The sequence below is a fragment of the Latilactobacillus fuchuensis genome (assembly GCF_900258455.1).
Lineage (GTDB): Bacteria > Bacillota > Bacilli > Lactobacillales > Lactobacillaceae > Latilactobacillus > Latilactobacillus fuchuensis.
Window position 1 is genome coordinate 1,636,297 of sequence record NZ_LT984417.1, and the last position, 16,421, is coordinate 1,652,717.

The 16,421-nt window shown below is 45.4% G+C and carries 18 protein-coding genes and 1 pseudogene; 2 read left to right on the forward strand and 17 right to left on the reverse strand.

Features of this window, described 5'->3' with window-relative positions; translation table 11 throughout:
* Positions 1–94: 94 nt before the first annotated feature.
* Positions 95–2,564, reverse strand: a pseudogene (locus LFUMFP_RS07780) (heavy metal translocating P-type ATPase).
* A gap of 196 nt (positions 2,565–2,760) precedes the next feature.
* On the opposite strand from LFUMFP_RS07780, the gene LFUMFP_RS07790 reads away from it, so the two are divergent.
* Positions 2,761–3,378: an endonuclease III domain-containing protein gene (locus LFUMFP_RS07790; RefSeq protein ID WP_106483386.1), complete on the forward strand. Its 618-nt coding sequence runs from the start codon at positions 2,761–2,763 to the stop codon at positions 3,376–3,378.
* Between the two features lie 42 nt (positions 3,379–3,420).
* Here LFUMFP_RS07790 and LFUMFP_RS07795 read toward each other — a convergent pair whose 3' ends face one another.
* From LFUMFP_RS07795 to fabZ (LFUMFP_RS07855), 13 genes are all read right to left on the reverse strand, one after another.
* On the reverse strand, positions 3,421–3,954 hold the full coding sequence (locus LFUMFP_RS07795) for a biotin transporter BioY (protein WP_106483387.1): 534 nt from the start codon (positions 3,952–3,954) through the stop codon (positions 3,421–3,423).
* A gap of 98 nt (positions 3,955–4,052) precedes the next feature.
* Positions 4,053–4,802, reverse strand: coding sequence for an enoyl-ACP reductase FabI (gene fabI / locus LFUMFP_RS07800; protein WP_106483388.1), 750 nt, complete (start codon positions 4,800–4,802; stop codon positions 4,053–4,055).
* A 20-nt stretch (positions 4,803–4,822) separates the two neighbouring features.
* A complete protein-coding gene (accA, locus tag LFUMFP_RS07805) occupies positions 4,823–5,602 on the reverse strand; it encodes an acetyl-CoA carboxylase carboxyltransferase subunit alpha (protein ID WP_106483389.1) in 780 nt (259 codons plus the stop codon).
* Positions 5,599–6,450 carry an acetyl-CoA carboxylase, carboxyltransferase subunit beta gene (gene accD / locus LFUMFP_RS07810; RefSeq protein ID WP_056950189.1) on the reverse strand — a complete coding sequence of 284 codons (852 nt, stop codon included), beginning with the start codon at positions 6,448–6,450 and terminating at the stop codon, positions 5,599–5,601. Before accD ends, accA begins: the two co-directional genes overlap by 4 nt.
* Positions 6,451–6,464: 14 nt before the next feature.
* A complete protein-coding gene (accC, locus tag LFUMFP_RS07815; RefSeq protein WP_025083148.1) occupies positions 6,465–7,811 on the reverse strand; it encodes an acetyl-CoA carboxylase biotin carboxylase subunit in 1,347 nt (448 codons plus the stop codon).
* Positions 7,812–7,823: 12 nt separating this feature from the next.
* Positions 7,824–8,246, reverse strand: coding sequence for a 3-hydroxyacyl-ACP dehydratase FabZ (fabZ, locus tag LFUMFP_RS07820; RefSeq protein ID WP_025083147.1), 423 nt, complete (start codon positions 8,244–8,246; stop codon positions 7,824–7,826).
* Between the two features lie 3 nt (positions 8,247–8,249).
* Complete coding sequence (gene accB / locus LFUMFP_RS07825) at positions 8,250–8,696, reverse strand: acetyl-CoA carboxylase biotin carboxyl carrier protein (RefSeq protein WP_025083146.1); 447 nt, start codon at positions 8,694–8,696, stop codon at positions 8,250–8,252.
* 2 nt (positions 8,697–8,698) lie between these two features.
* A complete protein-coding gene (gene fabF, locus LFUMFP_RS07830; protein WP_056950192.1) occupies positions 8,699–9,931 on the reverse strand; it encodes a beta-ketoacyl-ACP synthase II in 1,233 nt (410 codons plus the stop codon).
* A gap of 13 nt (positions 9,932–9,944) precedes the next feature.
* Positions 9,945–10,676, reverse strand: a complete 732-nt coding sequence (gene fabG, locus LFUMFP_RS07835) for a 3-oxoacyl-[acyl-carrier-protein] reductase (protein ID WP_025083145.1) — start codon at positions 10,674–10,676, stop codon at positions 9,945–9,947.
* Positions 10,676–11,614, reverse strand: coding sequence for an ACP S-malonyltransferase (locus LFUMFP_RS07840; protein ID WP_106483390.1), 939 nt, complete (start codon positions 11,612–11,614; stop codon positions 10,676–10,678). The genes fabG and LFUMFP_RS07840 overlap by 1 nt, the downstream gene beginning before the upstream one ends.
* Positions 11,615–11,625: 11 nt before the next feature.
* Positions 11,626–11,868, reverse strand: coding sequence for an acyl carrier protein (locus tag LFUMFP_RS07845; protein WP_025083143.1), 243 nt, complete (start codon positions 11,866–11,868; stop codon positions 11,626–11,628).
* Positions 11,869–11,908: 40 nt separating this feature from the next.
* The gene (locus LFUMFP_RS07850) at positions 11,909–12,886 is read right to left on the reverse strand and encodes a beta-ketoacyl-ACP synthase III (RefSeq protein ID WP_025083142.1); all 978 of its coding nucleotides are present in this window, start codon (positions 12,884–12,886) and stop codon (positions 11,909–11,911) included.
* A gap of 3 nt (positions 12,887–12,889) precedes the next feature.
* A complete protein-coding gene (gene fabZ, locus LFUMFP_RS07855) occupies positions 12,890–13,351 on the reverse strand; it encodes a 3-hydroxyacyl-ACP dehydratase FabZ (protein WP_025083141.1) in 462 nt (153 codons plus the stop codon).
* A 341-nt stretch (positions 13,352–13,692) separates the two neighbouring features.
* Here fabZ (LFUMFP_RS07855) and LFUMFP_RS07860 point away from each other — a divergent pair, with 341 nt between their 5' ends.
* Complete coding sequence (locus LFUMFP_RS07860; RefSeq protein WP_056950194.1) at positions 13,693–14,367, forward strand: hypothetical protein; 675 nt, start codon at positions 13,693–13,695, stop codon at positions 14,365–14,367.
* Between the two features lie 227 nt (positions 14,368–14,594).
* On the opposite strand, the gene LFUMFP_RS07865 is transcribed toward LFUMFP_RS07860, so the two are convergent.
* Genes LFUMFP_RS07865 through LFUMFP_RS07875 form a run of 3 tightly spaced genes read right to left on the reverse strand, consistent with a single transcriptional unit; the run spans position 14,595 to position 16,415 of the window.
* Positions 14,595–14,867: a hypothetical protein gene (locus LFUMFP_RS07865; protein WP_106483391.1), complete on the reverse strand. Its 273-nt coding sequence runs from the start codon at positions 14,865–14,867 to the stop codon at positions 14,595–14,597.
* On the reverse strand, positions 14,860–15,225 hold the full coding sequence (locus tag LFUMFP_RS07870; protein WP_106483392.1) for a hypothetical protein: 366 nt from the start codon (positions 15,223–15,225) through the stop codon (positions 14,860–14,862). Before LFUMFP_RS07870 ends, LFUMFP_RS07865 begins: the two co-directional genes overlap by 8 nt.
* Positions 15,216–16,415, reverse strand: coding sequence for an alpha/beta hydrolase family protein (locus tag LFUMFP_RS07875; RefSeq protein WP_158697734.1), 1,200 nt, complete (start codon positions 16,413–16,415; stop codon positions 15,216–15,218). Before LFUMFP_RS07875 ends, LFUMFP_RS07870 begins: the two co-directional genes overlap by 10 nt.
* Between the last annotated feature and the right edge of the window lie 6 nt (positions 16,416–16,421).

Below are 16,421 nucleotides of genomic sequence, written 5' to 3' on the forward strand. Positions count from 1 at the left end.
AATCCAATTCTAGCAACCGATTACATTGATTTTGAAACAAAAAAAGAGACTAACACCCCTTATATGTAGGCGTTAGTCTCTTTTAATACTGTCTTTATTTTAACGTCAACCGTTTCAAACGTAATGCATTTAATAACACCGAAACGGAACTAAAACTCATCGCTGCCCCGGCAATCATTGGGTTTAATAAGGGTCCTCCGAATAGATGTAAGACCCCCATCGCAACTGGAATCCCCAAAACGTTATACGCAAAGGCCCAAAAGAGGTTTTCTTTAATATTGCGCATCGTTTTGCGACTCAACGTCAAAGCTCGTGGCACGTCTTGTAAATCGCTATGCATCAGTACGATATCGGCCGATTCAATCGCCACATCGGTGCCAGAACCAATCGCAATCCCGATATCAGCTTGCGCTAACGCGGGCGCATCGTTGATGCCGTCGCCGACCATCGCCACGATTTGACCGGCTTCTTGTAAAGCTTGCACCTTTTGTGCTTTTTGTGCTGGTAAAACGTCGCTAATGACTTCAGTAATCCCCACGGATGCCGCAATTGCTTGCGCCGTTTCCGCGTTATCGCCCGTCAACATCACGACTTGAACCCCTTGTTGTTGTAATGCTTGAATCGCGGTGGCACTCGTTTCTTTCACTGGATCCGCAACCGCGACCACCCCTTGGAGTTGGCCCGCCTTAGCGAGATACATGGGTGTTTTACCTTGCGCCGCTAATTGCTGAACGGTGGTCTGTTGCTCAGCCGTCACCAGTACATTTTGTTGTTGCATCAATCCCAGATTACCAAAAGCAATCGTTGCTTCAGCCACTTCGGCTAATAACCCAAAGCCGGGAACGGCCGTAAATTGACTGATCGGTAATAAAGCTAAATCCTGATCCGTTGCCGCCTGTTTTAAGGCACTCGCCAACGGATGTTCCGAGCCGACTTCAACACTCGCCGCCAGTTGTAATAATTCAGTCGTGGTCCCTTGAACCACCACCGTATCGGTCACTTGGGGTTGGCCTTGCGTAATCGTCCCAGTTTTATCTAAAACGACTGTTTGCACCCGTTGTGCAGTTTCGAGCGCCGTCCCACTTTTGATTAGAATGCCGTTTTCGGCCCCTTTACCGGTTCCGACCATAATCGCTGTCGGCGTCGCTAAACCGAGCGCACACGGACAGGCAATCACTAAGACCGAAATCGTAATCGTTAAAGCAAATAACCATGATTCTTGGCCCAAGAAATACCAAGCTAAGCCGGAAAAGGCCGCTAGCCCCATCACAATCGGAACGAAAACGCCGGCAATCGTATCGGCTAATTTTGCAATCGGCGCCTTTGAACCTTGAGCTGATTCAACCAATTTAACGATTTGAGCCAAAGCCGTTGCTTCACCGACTTTAGTGGCTTTAAATTGGAAACTACCATTCTTATTGAGACTGGCCCCAATCACCGCATCGCCGACTTGTTTTTCAACTGGTAAACTTTCGCCGGTAATCAACGCTTCATCAATCGCGGAATGGCCGCTAATCACTTGCCCGTCAACCGGAATTTTTTCACCCGGTTTAACCAGAATCACGTCGACCACTTTTAAATCGGCGACCGCCACGGTTTGTTCAACACCATCAATTAAGACCGTCGCTTGCTTCGGCGCTAAATTCATCAACCGTTCAATCGCCGCCGATGTTTTGCCTTTCGAACGCGCTTCAAAATATTTACCCAGCGTGATCAAGGTCAAAATAACACTGGCTGATTCATAATAAAGGCTCATCGTTAGTGCGGTTTGGCCAAACAAAATACCAATCGTCGCAACCAAACTATAACCCCAAGCCGCACTCGTCCCGAGCGCCACTAACGTATCCATATTCGGATGACCTTTGAATAACGCTTTAAAGCCAATTGTGAAAAATGACCGGCCCCAATATAACACCGGTAATGTCAGTAGCAGTTGCGTCCCCGCGAACATCAACGGATGGCTGGTCGGGTGCCAGAGACTTGGTAACGGCGCACCAACCATATGCCCCATTGATAAATGCAGTAGTGGAATCGTCATCAACGCGGACCACCAGAAGCGGTGCCAGAGCACTTGCAAATGAGTCGCCCGTTTATCCTGAATCTTAGCCGCTGTTTGTTGATGATCGACTTGTTCAGTGGCTTGATAACCGGCATCACTAACGGCCGTTTCAATTTCAGCCACAGCCAATTGTTGACTATCGTAATCGACCTGCATTTTCTCAGTCGCTAGGTTGACGGCCGCAGTACGGACGCCTGGTAATTTGCGGGTCGTGCCTTCAATCGTTTGCGCGCAAGAGGCACAAACCATCCCGTCGATATTAAAAGTTTTGGTGGTCATCGCTGACTCCTTTCTCGCCTAATTACTAAGCAATCGTGTATTTCGTATCTTGCAATGCGGCCGCTAACGTCGTTGAGGCGACTGGTTCAGTAACCGTCAACGTCGCTTGCTTTTGGGCTAAATCCATTTGGACGGATTGAACCCCCGCTAATTTTTCAAACCGATCTTGCACCTTTTGCGTACAACCCGTACATTTCATCCCATCAATCTTAACAATTTGTTCCATGATTAAAGCCTCCTATTATTTACATTTGTAAACTTTATCTTTAAAAAAATAGCCGTTGCGAACAACTGCTTTCTTTCGATACATTAAATTTACATCTGTAAACATAAAAAGTCAAGCCTTAAATCTCATAAGTGTTCACGGACTGAGTTAATCGATCGGCGTGCTAAACTAATGACTAGCAAAGGAAGTCCTCACAATGATTGATTACACCGCACTCTACCATCAACTATTAGCCCAACATGGTCCGCAACATTGGTGGCCTGCCGATTCAGTTTGGGAAATGATGATTGGCGCCATTCTCGTTCAAAATACAAATTGGCGCAATGTCGATTATTCGCTGGCCAATTTAAAGCGCGCCACTGATTTACAGCCCGCTCGCATTCTGGCGTTAAGCGCTGACCAACTGATGACGTTAATCCGGCCCAGCGGCTTTTATCGACATAAAAGTCAGGCGCTGGTTGCCCTCCTCAATTTCTTCAAAACGCACGATTATCAGATTAGCCAAATGGACGCGACTTATTCAACGCTTGAATTACGGACCTTATTATTAGCCCTTCCCGGCGTCGGCCCCGAAACCGCTGATGTGTTATTATTATACGTCTTCAACCGGCCAGTCTTTGTTGCCGACACTTACGCCCGCCGACTGGTGTCCCACTACGAACAACGGCCACTTAAAAATTTAACTTACGCCGGGGTCAAACAGCAACTCGAATCGACTCTAACCACTTTGACCGTTCAAGACTTCCAAGAATTTCACGCACTAATTGATGAATTTGGTTCAGAATTACTTGAAACCAATCAAAAAGGCAGCTAATCAGGTCCTAACGTACAGGGCGTGACTGGTTGCCAAGCTGATTCATGAGTCTTTAAATAGATTGGCCCTTAATCGAGGGGCTATTTGGCTGATTAAACCACATTTAATCAATTCGATGAGCACGTATGGGACAAAACCGGTCATCAACGCTACCGGCCACGTTAATTTTAAAAAGAACAATAACCAGACCGTCCCAATTAATAATTGGCTGATGCTGGCCACAAAAGTCACCCCGAATAGCGTTAATGGCTGGCGGCCTAACCAAGCAATACCAATGGTCGTCACGGTACTATACGCCAAAAATCCGATTAGATAGCCACCGGTCGGCCCGACCAACACGCTCATCCCGCTCGTAAAATTGGCAAAGATTGGTAAGCCGAGCAACCCTAACGTTAGGTAGGCTAAAATAATCATGAGATTTAAACGATACGGTAAAATCGTCGCTAATAAGCCAACGACTAACGTTTGGAGCGTCACCGCAATCGTCCAAATTGGTAAGCTAATTTGGGCACTAATGATTAATAACGCTAAGCCCAAACTTGCATAACTGATTTGACGCGCCTTGGATAAAGTCATTTTTTCACTCCTCGCAAACCACTAGGGCTATTTTTAAATAATCGCTTGTTGAGGAAACTATCTTAAAGGGTTGAATCGTTAATAATTGCTGTCGTTCGCTAAATTAAATGAACGCCTTTGTCGACATAAATCACATCACCCGTAATGCCACTGGCTAACGGACTCAATAAGAAACTGGCGGTATTGCCGACTTCTTCAATCGTGACTGATTGGCCATCAACCGTCCGGCGTTCTGATTCGTCCAACAAGGCCCGGTAATCTTTGACCCCAGTGACGGCTAACGTTTTAATCGCGCCGGCGGAAATTGCGTTAACTCGAATATTTTCAGCCCCTAAATCACGCGCTAAATAACGGACACTCGCTTCCAGTGAGGCTTTGGCAATCCCCATCACATTATAATTCGGAATCGCACGTTCTGAACCAAAATAAGTTAATGTCACAATACTACCCGGTTGTTTTAAAATTAGACGACCGTATTTAGCCACTGCGATTAATGAATAAGCGCTGATTTCTTGAGCCAATAAGTAACCCGCGCGCGATGTTTCATAAACAACGCCTTCTAATTCTTCGCGGTTTGCAAAAGCAATTGCGTGAACAATGCCATCAATCATGCCAATCTCGGTTTTAATCGTTTGAAAAGCTGTTTCAATCGCTTGATCATCACTGACATCACACGCTACTAAAGTCGCTTCAGCTGGTAATATTTTAAGTAATTTTTGTTTAATCCGTTCATTTTGATAAGTGTAAATCACGTCGCCACCAGCGGCGATAATCGCTTGTGCGCATCCCCAAGCGATACTTCTTTTATTCGCAACACCCATCACTAATATTTTTTGACCTTTTAACACTTTGCGTCACTTCCTCTTCCTTAAAATTGGCGGAACCGCGCTTGACGCATCTTCAAGAGCGTCTCACTTGGAATCGCCTGTAAATTGGTTAATTGTTCACTCAAAACGCTTTGAATCGCTTGGCAGAATTCAGCTGGATTGTCCGATTCCGGAATAATCCCTTCAATGATCCCCGCCTTCTTCAATGCGGTCGGCGTTAGTTGCATGATTTCAGCGGCTTGATCCGCCAATGAACTGTCTTTCCACAAAATGGAAGCAAAACCTTCCGGTGATAACACCGAATACATACTATTAGTGACCATCCAAACTTGATCGCCACACGCCAACGCCAATGCGCCACCAGAACCGCCTTCCCCGAAAATCAAACTGATAATTGGGGTTTTTAGCGTGCTCATTGTATAGAGGTTATTGGCAATCGCCATCCCCTGACCCGTTTCTTCAGCGTGAGCGCCTGGGTAGGCCCCCGCTGTATTGACTAGCGTAATAATCGGCCGGTTAAATTTCTCGGCGGCCTGCATTAAGCGCAAAGCCTTCCGATAACCAGCCGGTTCGGGACAGCCAAAATGACGCGCGATGCGCTCTTCCGGTGTGGTGCCTTTGTCCGTCGCAATCACAGTCACGGGCTGGCCTTGAAAAGTCGCCACGCCACCAATAATTGCGGGGTCTTCGCCGCCAACCCGGTCGCCATGAAAAACCAGCAAATCGTCAAATAAGCCGGTTAATAATTGTTCCGTGGTGATTTTTTGCGGACTACGGGCCCCCGCCACGATTTCGGCGGCTTGGATTTTAGTTGATTTCATTCGTTAGCCCCGCTTTCATGTAATCTGAGAATTTGACTCAAGACCGCCTTTTGTTGTTCGCGTGGAACGATTTGATCGATGAACCCATTTTGCAGTACGGTTTCGGCATCCTGTAAATCAGCCGGAATTTGTTCGTGCGTCGTTTGTTCAATCACGCGGCGCCCGGCAAATCCAATCAACGCTTTAGGTTCCGCTAGAATAATATCAGCCTGCGTGGCAAAACTAGCCGTCACACCCCCCGTGGTCGGATCAGTCAATAAACTGATGTACAACAGCCCTTGTTCGGCATGGCGTTTAATCGCAGCTGAGGTCTTCGCCATCTGCATCAGCGATAGAATCCCTTCTTGCATCCGCGCGCCACCAGAGGCGGTGATCAGCAGCACTGGTAACTTTTGAATCGTTGCTAATTCAAATAATCGAGTAATCTTTTCACCGGCAATCGTGCCCAAACTACCCATGATAAAATACGGATCCATAATCCCAAGCGCCACCCGGTGACCGTCAATCATGGCGATGCCCGTTAGGACGCTGTCATTTAATTCGGTAATTTGTTGGGCTTGTTTGACTTTTTGCGGATATTTTGGGAATTTTAATGGATTAATGGTTTTAAGCGTCGTATCGAGCGGTTGAAAATCGGCCGCTAGCCACGCTAACCGCGTTTTAGCCCGCGTGCGGAAACCATATCCACATAACGGACAGACTCGGTACAGCCCAATTTCTTTATGGTAAAAAGATTGCTGACATTTAGGACAAGCAATCCATAAACCATCAGGCACCTTTTTGCGACTCGCTTGATTATATTTCAGGTGCGCTTTGCCAATCTGACGCACGGCATTAAATAATTGCATGACACCCTCCTACGTTAATCCGTTAATTTCTGTGATAAATAATCGGTTGTCACCTGACTGGCTTCAAATGTCGGATCAATCAACAATGTTTGTTGGAAAGCTTGGTTCGTTTTAATCCCGGTTACAATCAGTTCGTTTAATAACCGTTGCATTTTCGCAATCGCAATCGCCCGCGTTGGCCCCCAAGTGATTAACTTGCCGATCATCGCATCGTAAAAAGGCGAAATCGTATAACCACTAAAAAGATGGCTATCAATTCGCACCCCAAGATTGCCAATTGGTAAATAGAGATAATCAATCGTCCCTGCTGAAGGCGCAAAATGTTGTTCTGGATTTTCGGCATTCAACCGGCATTCAATGGCAAAACCATTGGGCGTTAACTGGCTTTGTTCAAACGACAAGGGATGCCCCTGTGCGACATTAATCTGTTCGCGAATTAAATCAATCCCGGTCACCATTTCAGTAATCGGATGTTCGACTTGAATCCGCGTATTCATCTCTAGAAAATAAAATTGATGGGCTTGATCCATTAAAAATTCAACGGTACCCGTGTTGACATAATTAATTTGCTCGGCGGCTTGCAAGGCGATGGCACCGAGTTTTTGGCGTTCTTCAGTCGTTAATAAAGTACTGGGCGTTTCTTCCAATACCTTTTGTTTAAAGCGTTGCAATGAACAATCCCGTTCTGGAAAATAGACGCCGTGCCCCTGTTGATCTCTAAAAATTTGGACTTCAATATGTTTAACGTTGGTCATAATTTTTTCTAGATAGAGCGCTTGATTGCCAAACGCTGCGGCACTTTCAGCTTGCGCTTGCGGATACAGTTGATTCAATTGTGCTTCGGATTCAACACGTCGAATCCCTTTGCCACCCCCACCGGCGACGGCTTTTAACAAGACTGGATAACCAATGTCTTGTGCCACCGCTTGGGCTTGCGCCAAATCTTGCACTGGACCGTCACTGCCGGGAATCAACGGCACAACGGCTTGTTGCATGCTTAACTTGGCTTGACTCTTATCGCCCATCAAAGCAATCACTTGACTACTAGGTCCGATGAACGTGATGCCACAAGCTTCACACATTTCTGCGAATTGACTATTCTCGGATAAAAAACCGTAGCCGGGATGAATCGCATCACAACCGGTTCCTAAAGCCGCGGACATGACGTTTTGCATATTCAAATAGGAATCTTGCGCACGATTGCCCCCGATACAAACGGCTTCATCGGCTAACTGCACATGTAAACTATTGTGATCAGCCTGCGAATAAACCGCGACTGACGCAATCTGCATTTCTTTTAACGTTCGAACAATGTGGAGGGCAATTTCGCCACGATTGGCAACCAATACTTTTTTAAACATCTGGTGCCCTCCTTATTCGATGATGAATGTTAATTCTGCGGTACAGGCTTTTTGACCATCAACGGTCGCAATCGCTTTACCTAACCCAATTTTATCTTTTAACTTTTCTAAAGTAACCGTAATTTCTAAAACATCCCCTGGTCGCACAACGCGCCGGAACTTGGCGCTCTTAATGCCACCAAAGTAGACCGTCCGCCCTTTAAATTGGTCTAAAGTCAATAACGCAATCGCGCCGGTTTGCGCCATCGATTCTAAAATCATGACCCCCGGTAACACTGGATTGCCCGGGAAATGGCCTTGGAAAACAGCTTCGTTAATCGTCACATTTTTTTGCGCCACGGCTGATTCACCTGGTACATGCGTTAAGACCCGATCGATTAACAACATCGGATAGCGGTGCGGTAATATCTTTTGAATTTCGACAATATCTAACATGTTTTAGCCTTCTTTCACTTCGAAAAGGGGTTGATGATATTCAACCAGTTCTTCATTGGCGACCAAAACGGCCGTCACAACACCTGCCACTGTACTTTTAACTTCGGTCATCATCTTCATGGCTTCAATTACGCAAACCACCTCGCCAACGGTCACTGATTGACCGATAGTCAGGTAAGCTGATTGATCGGGGGCCGGTTGCAAATAAACACTGCCGACCATCGGCGATTCAATCGTCGTTCCCGATTCACTAACCGTTGGTTGATGAGTCGACGTTGCTTCCTCAGTTGGCAAATCAGGTGTAGCCTCAACCGGCGTCCTCATTGTGGTGACTGCTGACGTCGGTTGTTTATTTAAATATAATTTAACGTCTTCTGTTTCAAGTTGCATTTCTTGGTTGGCCGATTGATTAAATAAGGTCACCATTTCTTTGACTTGTTCGTATTCCATCTTTAGTCACTCCACTTCTTAAACAGCAACACCGCATTGTGACCACCAAAACCAAATGAATTACTCATCCCGTATTGGGCGTCAGGGGCACTCGTTGGCGCCGTAATCAGATTGATCTGACAATGCTCATCGAGTTGTTGCGTCCCGATATTCGGTGGCAAAACACCTTGTTGTAAAGCCGCTAACGTAATGACGGCTTCAACCGCGCCGGCCGCACCCAATAAATGACCCGTCATACTTTTAGTACTGCTGACTGGTACTTGGCTGTCTAAACCAAAGACCCGATTGAGCGCGGCCGATTCAGCGAGTTCATTGGCCATCGTCCCCGTCCCGTGGGCGTTGACATAATCCACTTGGTTGGGTGTAATCTGGCCTTCCTTAAGCGCCATCTGCATCGCTTTAGCTGCAACGCTCCCGTCCGGATTCGGCGACGTCATATGATAAGCATCACAATTCGTGCCGTAACCAACAATTTCACCTAAAATAGTCGCGTTGCGGGCTTGCGCGTGTTCTAAACTTTCTAACACGAGCGTCGCACCGCCTTCGCCCATCACAAAACCTTGACGATTTTGATCAAACGGCAAAGAAGCACGCTGCGGATCGGTCGCCGTTGACAACGTTGATAACGCCGCGAAACCACCAATCCCGATTTCATTAATCGATGCTTCGGCCCCGCCCGTTACCATGACAGTCGCGCGCTTTTCTTTAATCTGGCGATAGGCTTCACCAATAGCGTTGGCCCCACTAGAGCAAGCCGTGACAATTGTCGTACAAATGTTTTGCGCGTTGATTTCAAGGGCAATATTAGCCGATGCCATGTTGCCGATTGATTTTGGCACAAATAACGGTGAAATGTGATCAGCGCCTTTTTCGACCATTCGCATCACTTGTTCTTGAATCGTGGTTAACCCACCAATCCCAGAGCCATAAATCACACCTAAATCTTCAGAATTCGTATTTTCTGGTGTAATCTGCGCCTGTTGCATCGCTGCTAGCGCACTGTCGACTGCGTATTGTGAAAATAAATCCATCCGCTTCGCCTTTTTCTTACCAACCCGAGCAGCCACATCAAAATCTTGAACTTCGGCGGCTAAGGTCACCCCAGTCGCACTGGCATCAAATTTAGTGATCGGACCGATGCCCAAATCACCTTGTAGAATTCGTTTGGTAAAAGTGGCGGTATCGTTGCCTAAAGGTGCGACAACGCCCATACCGGTTACAACTACTCTTGTCATTGTTATCCCTCACTTATATCGTCATGCCACCATCAACTGTTAAGACTTGACCGGTGACGTATTGATTTTCAGCCAAGAAAAGCGCTGCTGATGCGACTTCTTCTGGTTCACCAAACCGATTTAACGGAATTTGTGCCAAAATGGCATCCGTCATCGCTGGTTTTAAGACGGCTGTCATATCGGTCGCAATCATGCCTGGGGCAATCGCATTACACCGGACATGTCGTTTAGCGCCTTCTTTAGCAACTGATTTCGTCAAACCAATAATCCCCGCTTTACTAGCGGCATAGTTGGCTTGACCGGCATTGCCATGTTGACCAATCACACTAGCTAAATTAATAATGCAACCACTGCGTTGGCGTAACATCTTCGTAAAGGCGACTTGGGTGACATTAAACGTCCCCATCAAATTAACATCCACAACCGCTTTAAAATCAGCTGCGGACATCGCCATCAATAATTTATCTTTGGTAATCCCGGCATTATTGACCACAACGTCCAATCGTTCAAACCGTTCGAATGCGGTCGCTACGATTTGGGTCGCCGTCGTTTCATCAGTGACATCGCCTTGCACAAAGACGCATTGGCGGCCAATGGTTTCAATTTCAGTAATCAGTTCAGGATCGACTGTCTGGCGACCATTGAGAATTAAATCATAGCCGGCCTTAGCAAAGGTCACCGCAATCGCGCGACCAATTCCGCGGCTACTGCCGGTGATGGCCACGACTTTAGCTTCGTTTTTCATTAGTGCACCTCTTTCAACGCCGCTAACACGGACGTCAATTGTTTTTGATTACCAATATTAAAACGTTCAACTGTCGGAATCGTTTGCCGGGCAAATTTACTTAACGTCTTCCCCGGACCGACTTCAATTAAGACATCAATTCCCTGTTGGGCTAAAAACTGTAGATTAGCGCTAAAATGGGTCGCGTGGGCCATCTGTTGGACCAACGTCTCCGTTAAAGTCGCCAATTCAAACGGCTGTTGTGTTGTGTTACTAATCACGGGATACAACCCTTGATTTTGCGACGTTTGTTCAATAACCGGTTTAAAAGCTTGCGCCGTTTCAGCAAACAATTGGGTGTGAAAAGCCCCACTGACTTTCAATGATAAACACTTCGTCGTGGGTGCTAGTCGATTTAGTTCGGTTGTGAATTGCTGAATCCCATTTGGTGTGCCACCAACCACAATCTGTTTTGGCGAATTGACATTAGCAATCGCCACCCACTCACCTTGCGCCTGAACAGCTGCACAAATTTGTTGCACTTGCGCAACATTTGGATCAATCAACGCGACCATTTGGCCGGCTTGGTGCTCAATCGCTTGTTGCATCAAACGACCGCGCGTTGCGACTAATGGTAAGCCTCCCGCCATCGAAAAGGTTTGGTTGGCAATCAACGCTGAATATTCCCCTAAACTCAAACCAGCGGCCGCCGTAATCGGCACATTATTCTCCGCTAAGAGTTGGGCAATTCCGACACTCATCGCGACGATTGCCGGTTGCGCATACTGGGTTTGCGCCAATAATTCTGGTGTTTGCATTATTGCGGGTAAATCAAGCCCCGTCACTTGGCTAGCTTGATCAATCACAGCTCGATAAGTCGGTTGATTCTGATATAAATCAAGCCCCATCCCAGCCACTTCGCTGCCCTGACCACTAAATAAAAGTCCAATTTTCTGCATCGTATTGCCCCTTATTTAGCGGCTAATGTTTGTTCAATGTAATCAACCACGTTTTGAACCGTCACGATTGATTCGTCTGGATCTAATTTGACTTCTAAATCATCTTCTAATTGGTTCATGACTTCGAAAATATCAAGACTATCAGCATCCAATTCTTCCCGAATATTAGTTGGTGGTGTCACTTTTTCAATCTCAACGTCCAATTGTTCTGCGATTACTGCTTGTACTTTGTTTAAAATTTCTGCTTGTGTCATGATAAAATCCCCTTGTTTGTTAGTTTATTTTTTTAAATTTTTAATAACGTATGATTTGAATGCCAATCGTCAACCCACCGCCAAAACCGCATAAAACACATAAATCACCGGTTTTAATGCGACCTTGTTGGACTTCTTCGTCCAATAATAATGGAATACTGGCGGCGGAGGTGTTGCCGTAGTGCTGTAGATTCATCGGAAACTTGGACAACGGTTGTTTTAACCGTTTGGCTAATTGCGTAATCAGTCGCGCATTGGCTTGATGAATCAAGAAATGATCGACTTGGTCCAACGAATAGCCCGCCGCCAAAACGGCTTGTTCAAGTTCCACTGGCACCGTTCGTGTCGCAAAATTATAAATTAAACGCCCCGACATTTGGAAGAAGTCGATTGCTAAATGGGTTTGCGTTGGTGCTTGCCAATTCGTTTGACCGGTAACAAGTTGCCCTGAAGTCAGTTGATCGTTCTGCTGACCCAGAGTCACCAATCGTTCGCCTAACCAAGCGTCTGCGGCTAGCGTGCCTTGTAATAACACACCTGCTGCCCCGTCGCCGAAAAGAACAGCACTACTGCGATCCGACCAATCCAACACTTTGGAAATCACTTCGCCACCAATCACCATCACGTAATCATCTTCTGATTGTAGATAACCTTTGGCAACGGATAAAGCGTACGTGAAACCCGAGCAAGCCGCACTAATGTCAAAAGCAAAAGCGTTGACAGCTTCAATGTTCCCCTGTACAATCGCAGCAGTAGCTGGCGTATAGTAATCGGGTGTCATCGTCGCCACGATAATCGCTTTGACTTGACTCGCGGCTAATTGTTGCTGGTTCAATAACTGGCGTGCCACTTGCGTACATAAATCAGATGTATTTTCAGTTTGTGCGATTCGACGTTCTTTAATCCCGGTGCGACTTTCAATCCATTCATTAGATGTTTCTAAGCGTTTTGCTAAATCGTCATTGGTCACAATTTGCTGTGGCACTTGTTGAGCGGTTGCAATCATTTTAAAGGCCATCTTTTAACCCCTATTTTTTTCGAGTTGACTATCACGTGGACCCACAACAAACGTTAATTCTGCTGTGCAGACGTTTTCGCCGTCAACCGTTGCGCTAGTTTGCACAACACCCATATTTGATTTCGTCTTAATTAAGGTCACTGTCAATTGTAATTGATCACCTGGTCGAGCCTTCCGTCCAAAATCAACTTGTTTGGCCGCTCCCAGATAAGCCGTTTTACCGGCATATGCTGGTGATTTCAAAATTAAAATTGAAGCGGTTTGTGCGAGTGCCTCGATGATCAATGTATTGGGCATTTGCGGCTGATCAGGTTGATACCCGCGCATGAACGATTCATTAATCGTTAAAAGCTTAGTGGCCACAATTTTTTTATCCGGTTCCAACGCCTCAACACGATCAATGTAAATGATTGGGTAGCGGTTAGGAATTAGCGCCATTATCTCGGATGTCGTTAATATCGTCATAATTCCCCCTTGTGATTTTATGATAATAAAAATACGATACGGCATATCGCATTTCTATGTCGAGAAGATTATCACATGCTTTTTTAGAAGTCAATGTTAGTTCGCAAGTAGTTTTTAATGATATGAGCCATAACGTACTATTCATGGGCTTTATTCCAAATATTAAATTTCCTAATTACGTCCGTCATCCGCCTATTTCTGATACCACAGTATACTATATATTTTTAGTTTATGTAAAAATACTATTATTTTATTGTTTTTATTGACAATTAATTTAAGCAGTGTAAAATAGCGCGTAAGGTGACGTCCCTTAACTATTATTTTCTTGGAGGATTTAGTTTATGAAAAAAAATGTACGCTTACTAACAACGGCTGCTACAGCGATGATGCTAGCTGGTGTTTTTGCACCACTAACAACGGCGCAAGCAGCAGTTGCCGGTACAAACACCGCGCCAACATCAACTGTCAGCAATCCTAAACAAGCACGAACTGCGATTATCACTGCTAAAGGCACCCTACAAGGACAACTGGTTCCTTACATTAGATGTGTCCCTAATACAGGTAAAGTTACTTTACACTACACCGCCCAAAATTGCGGCTTCGTTGATGGCGATATTGCCTACCTAACGATTAAATTACCAGAACAATTTAAATACCTTGCTAGTCAACCTGAATTCGCATCCTACATCACTGGGGAGATGCGTGAAACCAGATTGTTTGGCGATAACACACAACCGATTAATCCCAGTAACGTAACCGTTTATACTGATCGTATTATTGTTGAAGTCCCAAGATCATTCTGGATTGGCGTTGGCGATGTCAACGCTGATATCGTGATTGATTATGGTCAATTACTAGAAGAGAATCATCACTTACCAGTTGATTCTGCACCAGCTGGTTACGAATTCATTGCGCACTTACAATATTCATCAGCCCCATGGGACCTTCTCAAGGCCCCAATTATTGGTACTAATAACGATACAATCTTCACTTCTGAAACAGACGCCATCTATTAATTATTTGAAATAAATTCCTCCCAAAATTTTATTAAATAATTAAAAATAAATATCATCAATAGGGACTGTCTGTTTCAATGTAAACAGTCCAAAAAGCCCCGAATAACATTTAAAAAATGTTATTCGGGGCTTTTCATTTTTAATTAAGAGCAAGCTCTAATCTACCTCGCAAATGACAGACAAAAAGGCCGTTTCTAATCCTGAAACGGTCTTTTTATGACGGCTATTTATAACTTCGTTAACTTGGTACCCTTATCCTTTGATTTTTCAATCACCTTGTCAGCCCACTTGCCTTTAATCGCTTGGTTTAATGCCTCACTTTGAGTCTTAATCTGTTGCTGAGCCTGGGTACTTTTAGCCTGATAAGTTTTTTTATTTTGCTTTCGATGTGCGTTTTTAACCTGTTCAAAGCCCACCGCGATTGCCTGTTCAATCAAAATCTTTTCTGCTTTTTTGACAGTCTGATTAAAGGCATGTTCGATATCCGTGACATCAATCATCCCGAGTCCCCCTAGCCACACGTAACTGTTCTGCTAGTCTTGCCAGGCGCTTCTGATTCGTCTGAGTTCGTTGCGCATTGCTTTCAGTTAGTTGGGTTTTAGTGTCCCAAACTGTTTTAACCACATCATCGTTACTTTGTTCTACAATTTGATTAATACGTGGTAAAACGTCAGCAGCACCTTCAAGATTTCTCATCTTGGCACAAGCAATCTGATGCATTTGGCCCAACACTTGATTACTTTCACGTTGATACCAATCCAACTTAGCTTCGTCTAATTGCTGTTGGTTAGCACACTCGATAGCCTGCTCTTCTAAAAGACTAATTTGCTGTTTTAACTGATTCGGCTTTAATCCCATGCTTTGAACCCCTTCGCCAACGTTTGATCATTTGCAATTTGTTGATTAATGCCACTCCGGATGTTATTAACGAATATCTTAAATTCAGTCTTTAAAAATTGCGCCTGTTGAATCTGACCTTCGTAATAATCAGTCGGGCCATCGACCACCAATGCTTTGGTGACACCACCACGTGCCAACGCATCGTGCATTTCCTGATGTGATAAATGCGGGCCAACCAAGGCTGCGGTTAATTGGGCTTCTTGCCAGAGCGTTTGTGCTTCAACAATCGCTTTACGCCACATTTTAATCATGTTATTTAAGGCTTCAATGGCTGTCGTTTCGACCGATTTAACCAACGACATCGCTGCAGCCGCATCTAGCAATATCTGCTGACTAGCGGTCAATGTCCCACTTGCTTGATAAGTTTCGTAGAGCACGTTTAACCGCTCTAATTGAACGGCCAACATATCTGAAGCCGATGCCTTGATATTGCCATTTTGATCATATTGATAGCCACCCCACATATGCTGTTTCGTCACGTCGCCCGTTTTCTTCGAATCAACTTCGATGACGGTGCCAACTGCGGGGTCATCATAGCCTAATGCAACCGGATCTTTCGAATCAATATAGTTAAAAATCGACTGCTTTAATTTGGCCACCCGTGCGCGTTGTGCGTCATTCATCAGGCCGTACACATTCGGTCCTTCATACAAAAAAGCTTGCCGAATTCGTTGACCCTTTTCCTCAGAAATGGCCCCCAAAGCATAAGCACCAACAGCCGCCCCCAATGAATGACCATAAACATCGAATTGTGCGTTTCGATAAATGCCCATTTCACGAGATAGGGCTCTGCCCCCCGCTTTTAATTGTGGTGTTGCTTGATCGGCGTTGCCACCCAAACTGTTGGCTAGTTGATTATGGACCCGTTCAGACATGTTTGTGATGGGTGCTTTAACTTTTCCGGTAATTGGTACATCATTCTGAAACCAATCTTGACGCGCATCATGCCCCAATTCATCGGTCCCCGCTAGGTGATTGACCCCGGTTGACCCCCGGTACATAACCGTCACATGCTGCACCTTATCCGGATCAAAGTTGGCTGCATTAGGACTATTCGGCGTGATAACGTAAGCTTGCAGCCCCGTTTTCGGATCATTAATAATATCGGCAATAAACCCAATTCTCACAGTCCCATTTTTTATAGTCATTGGATC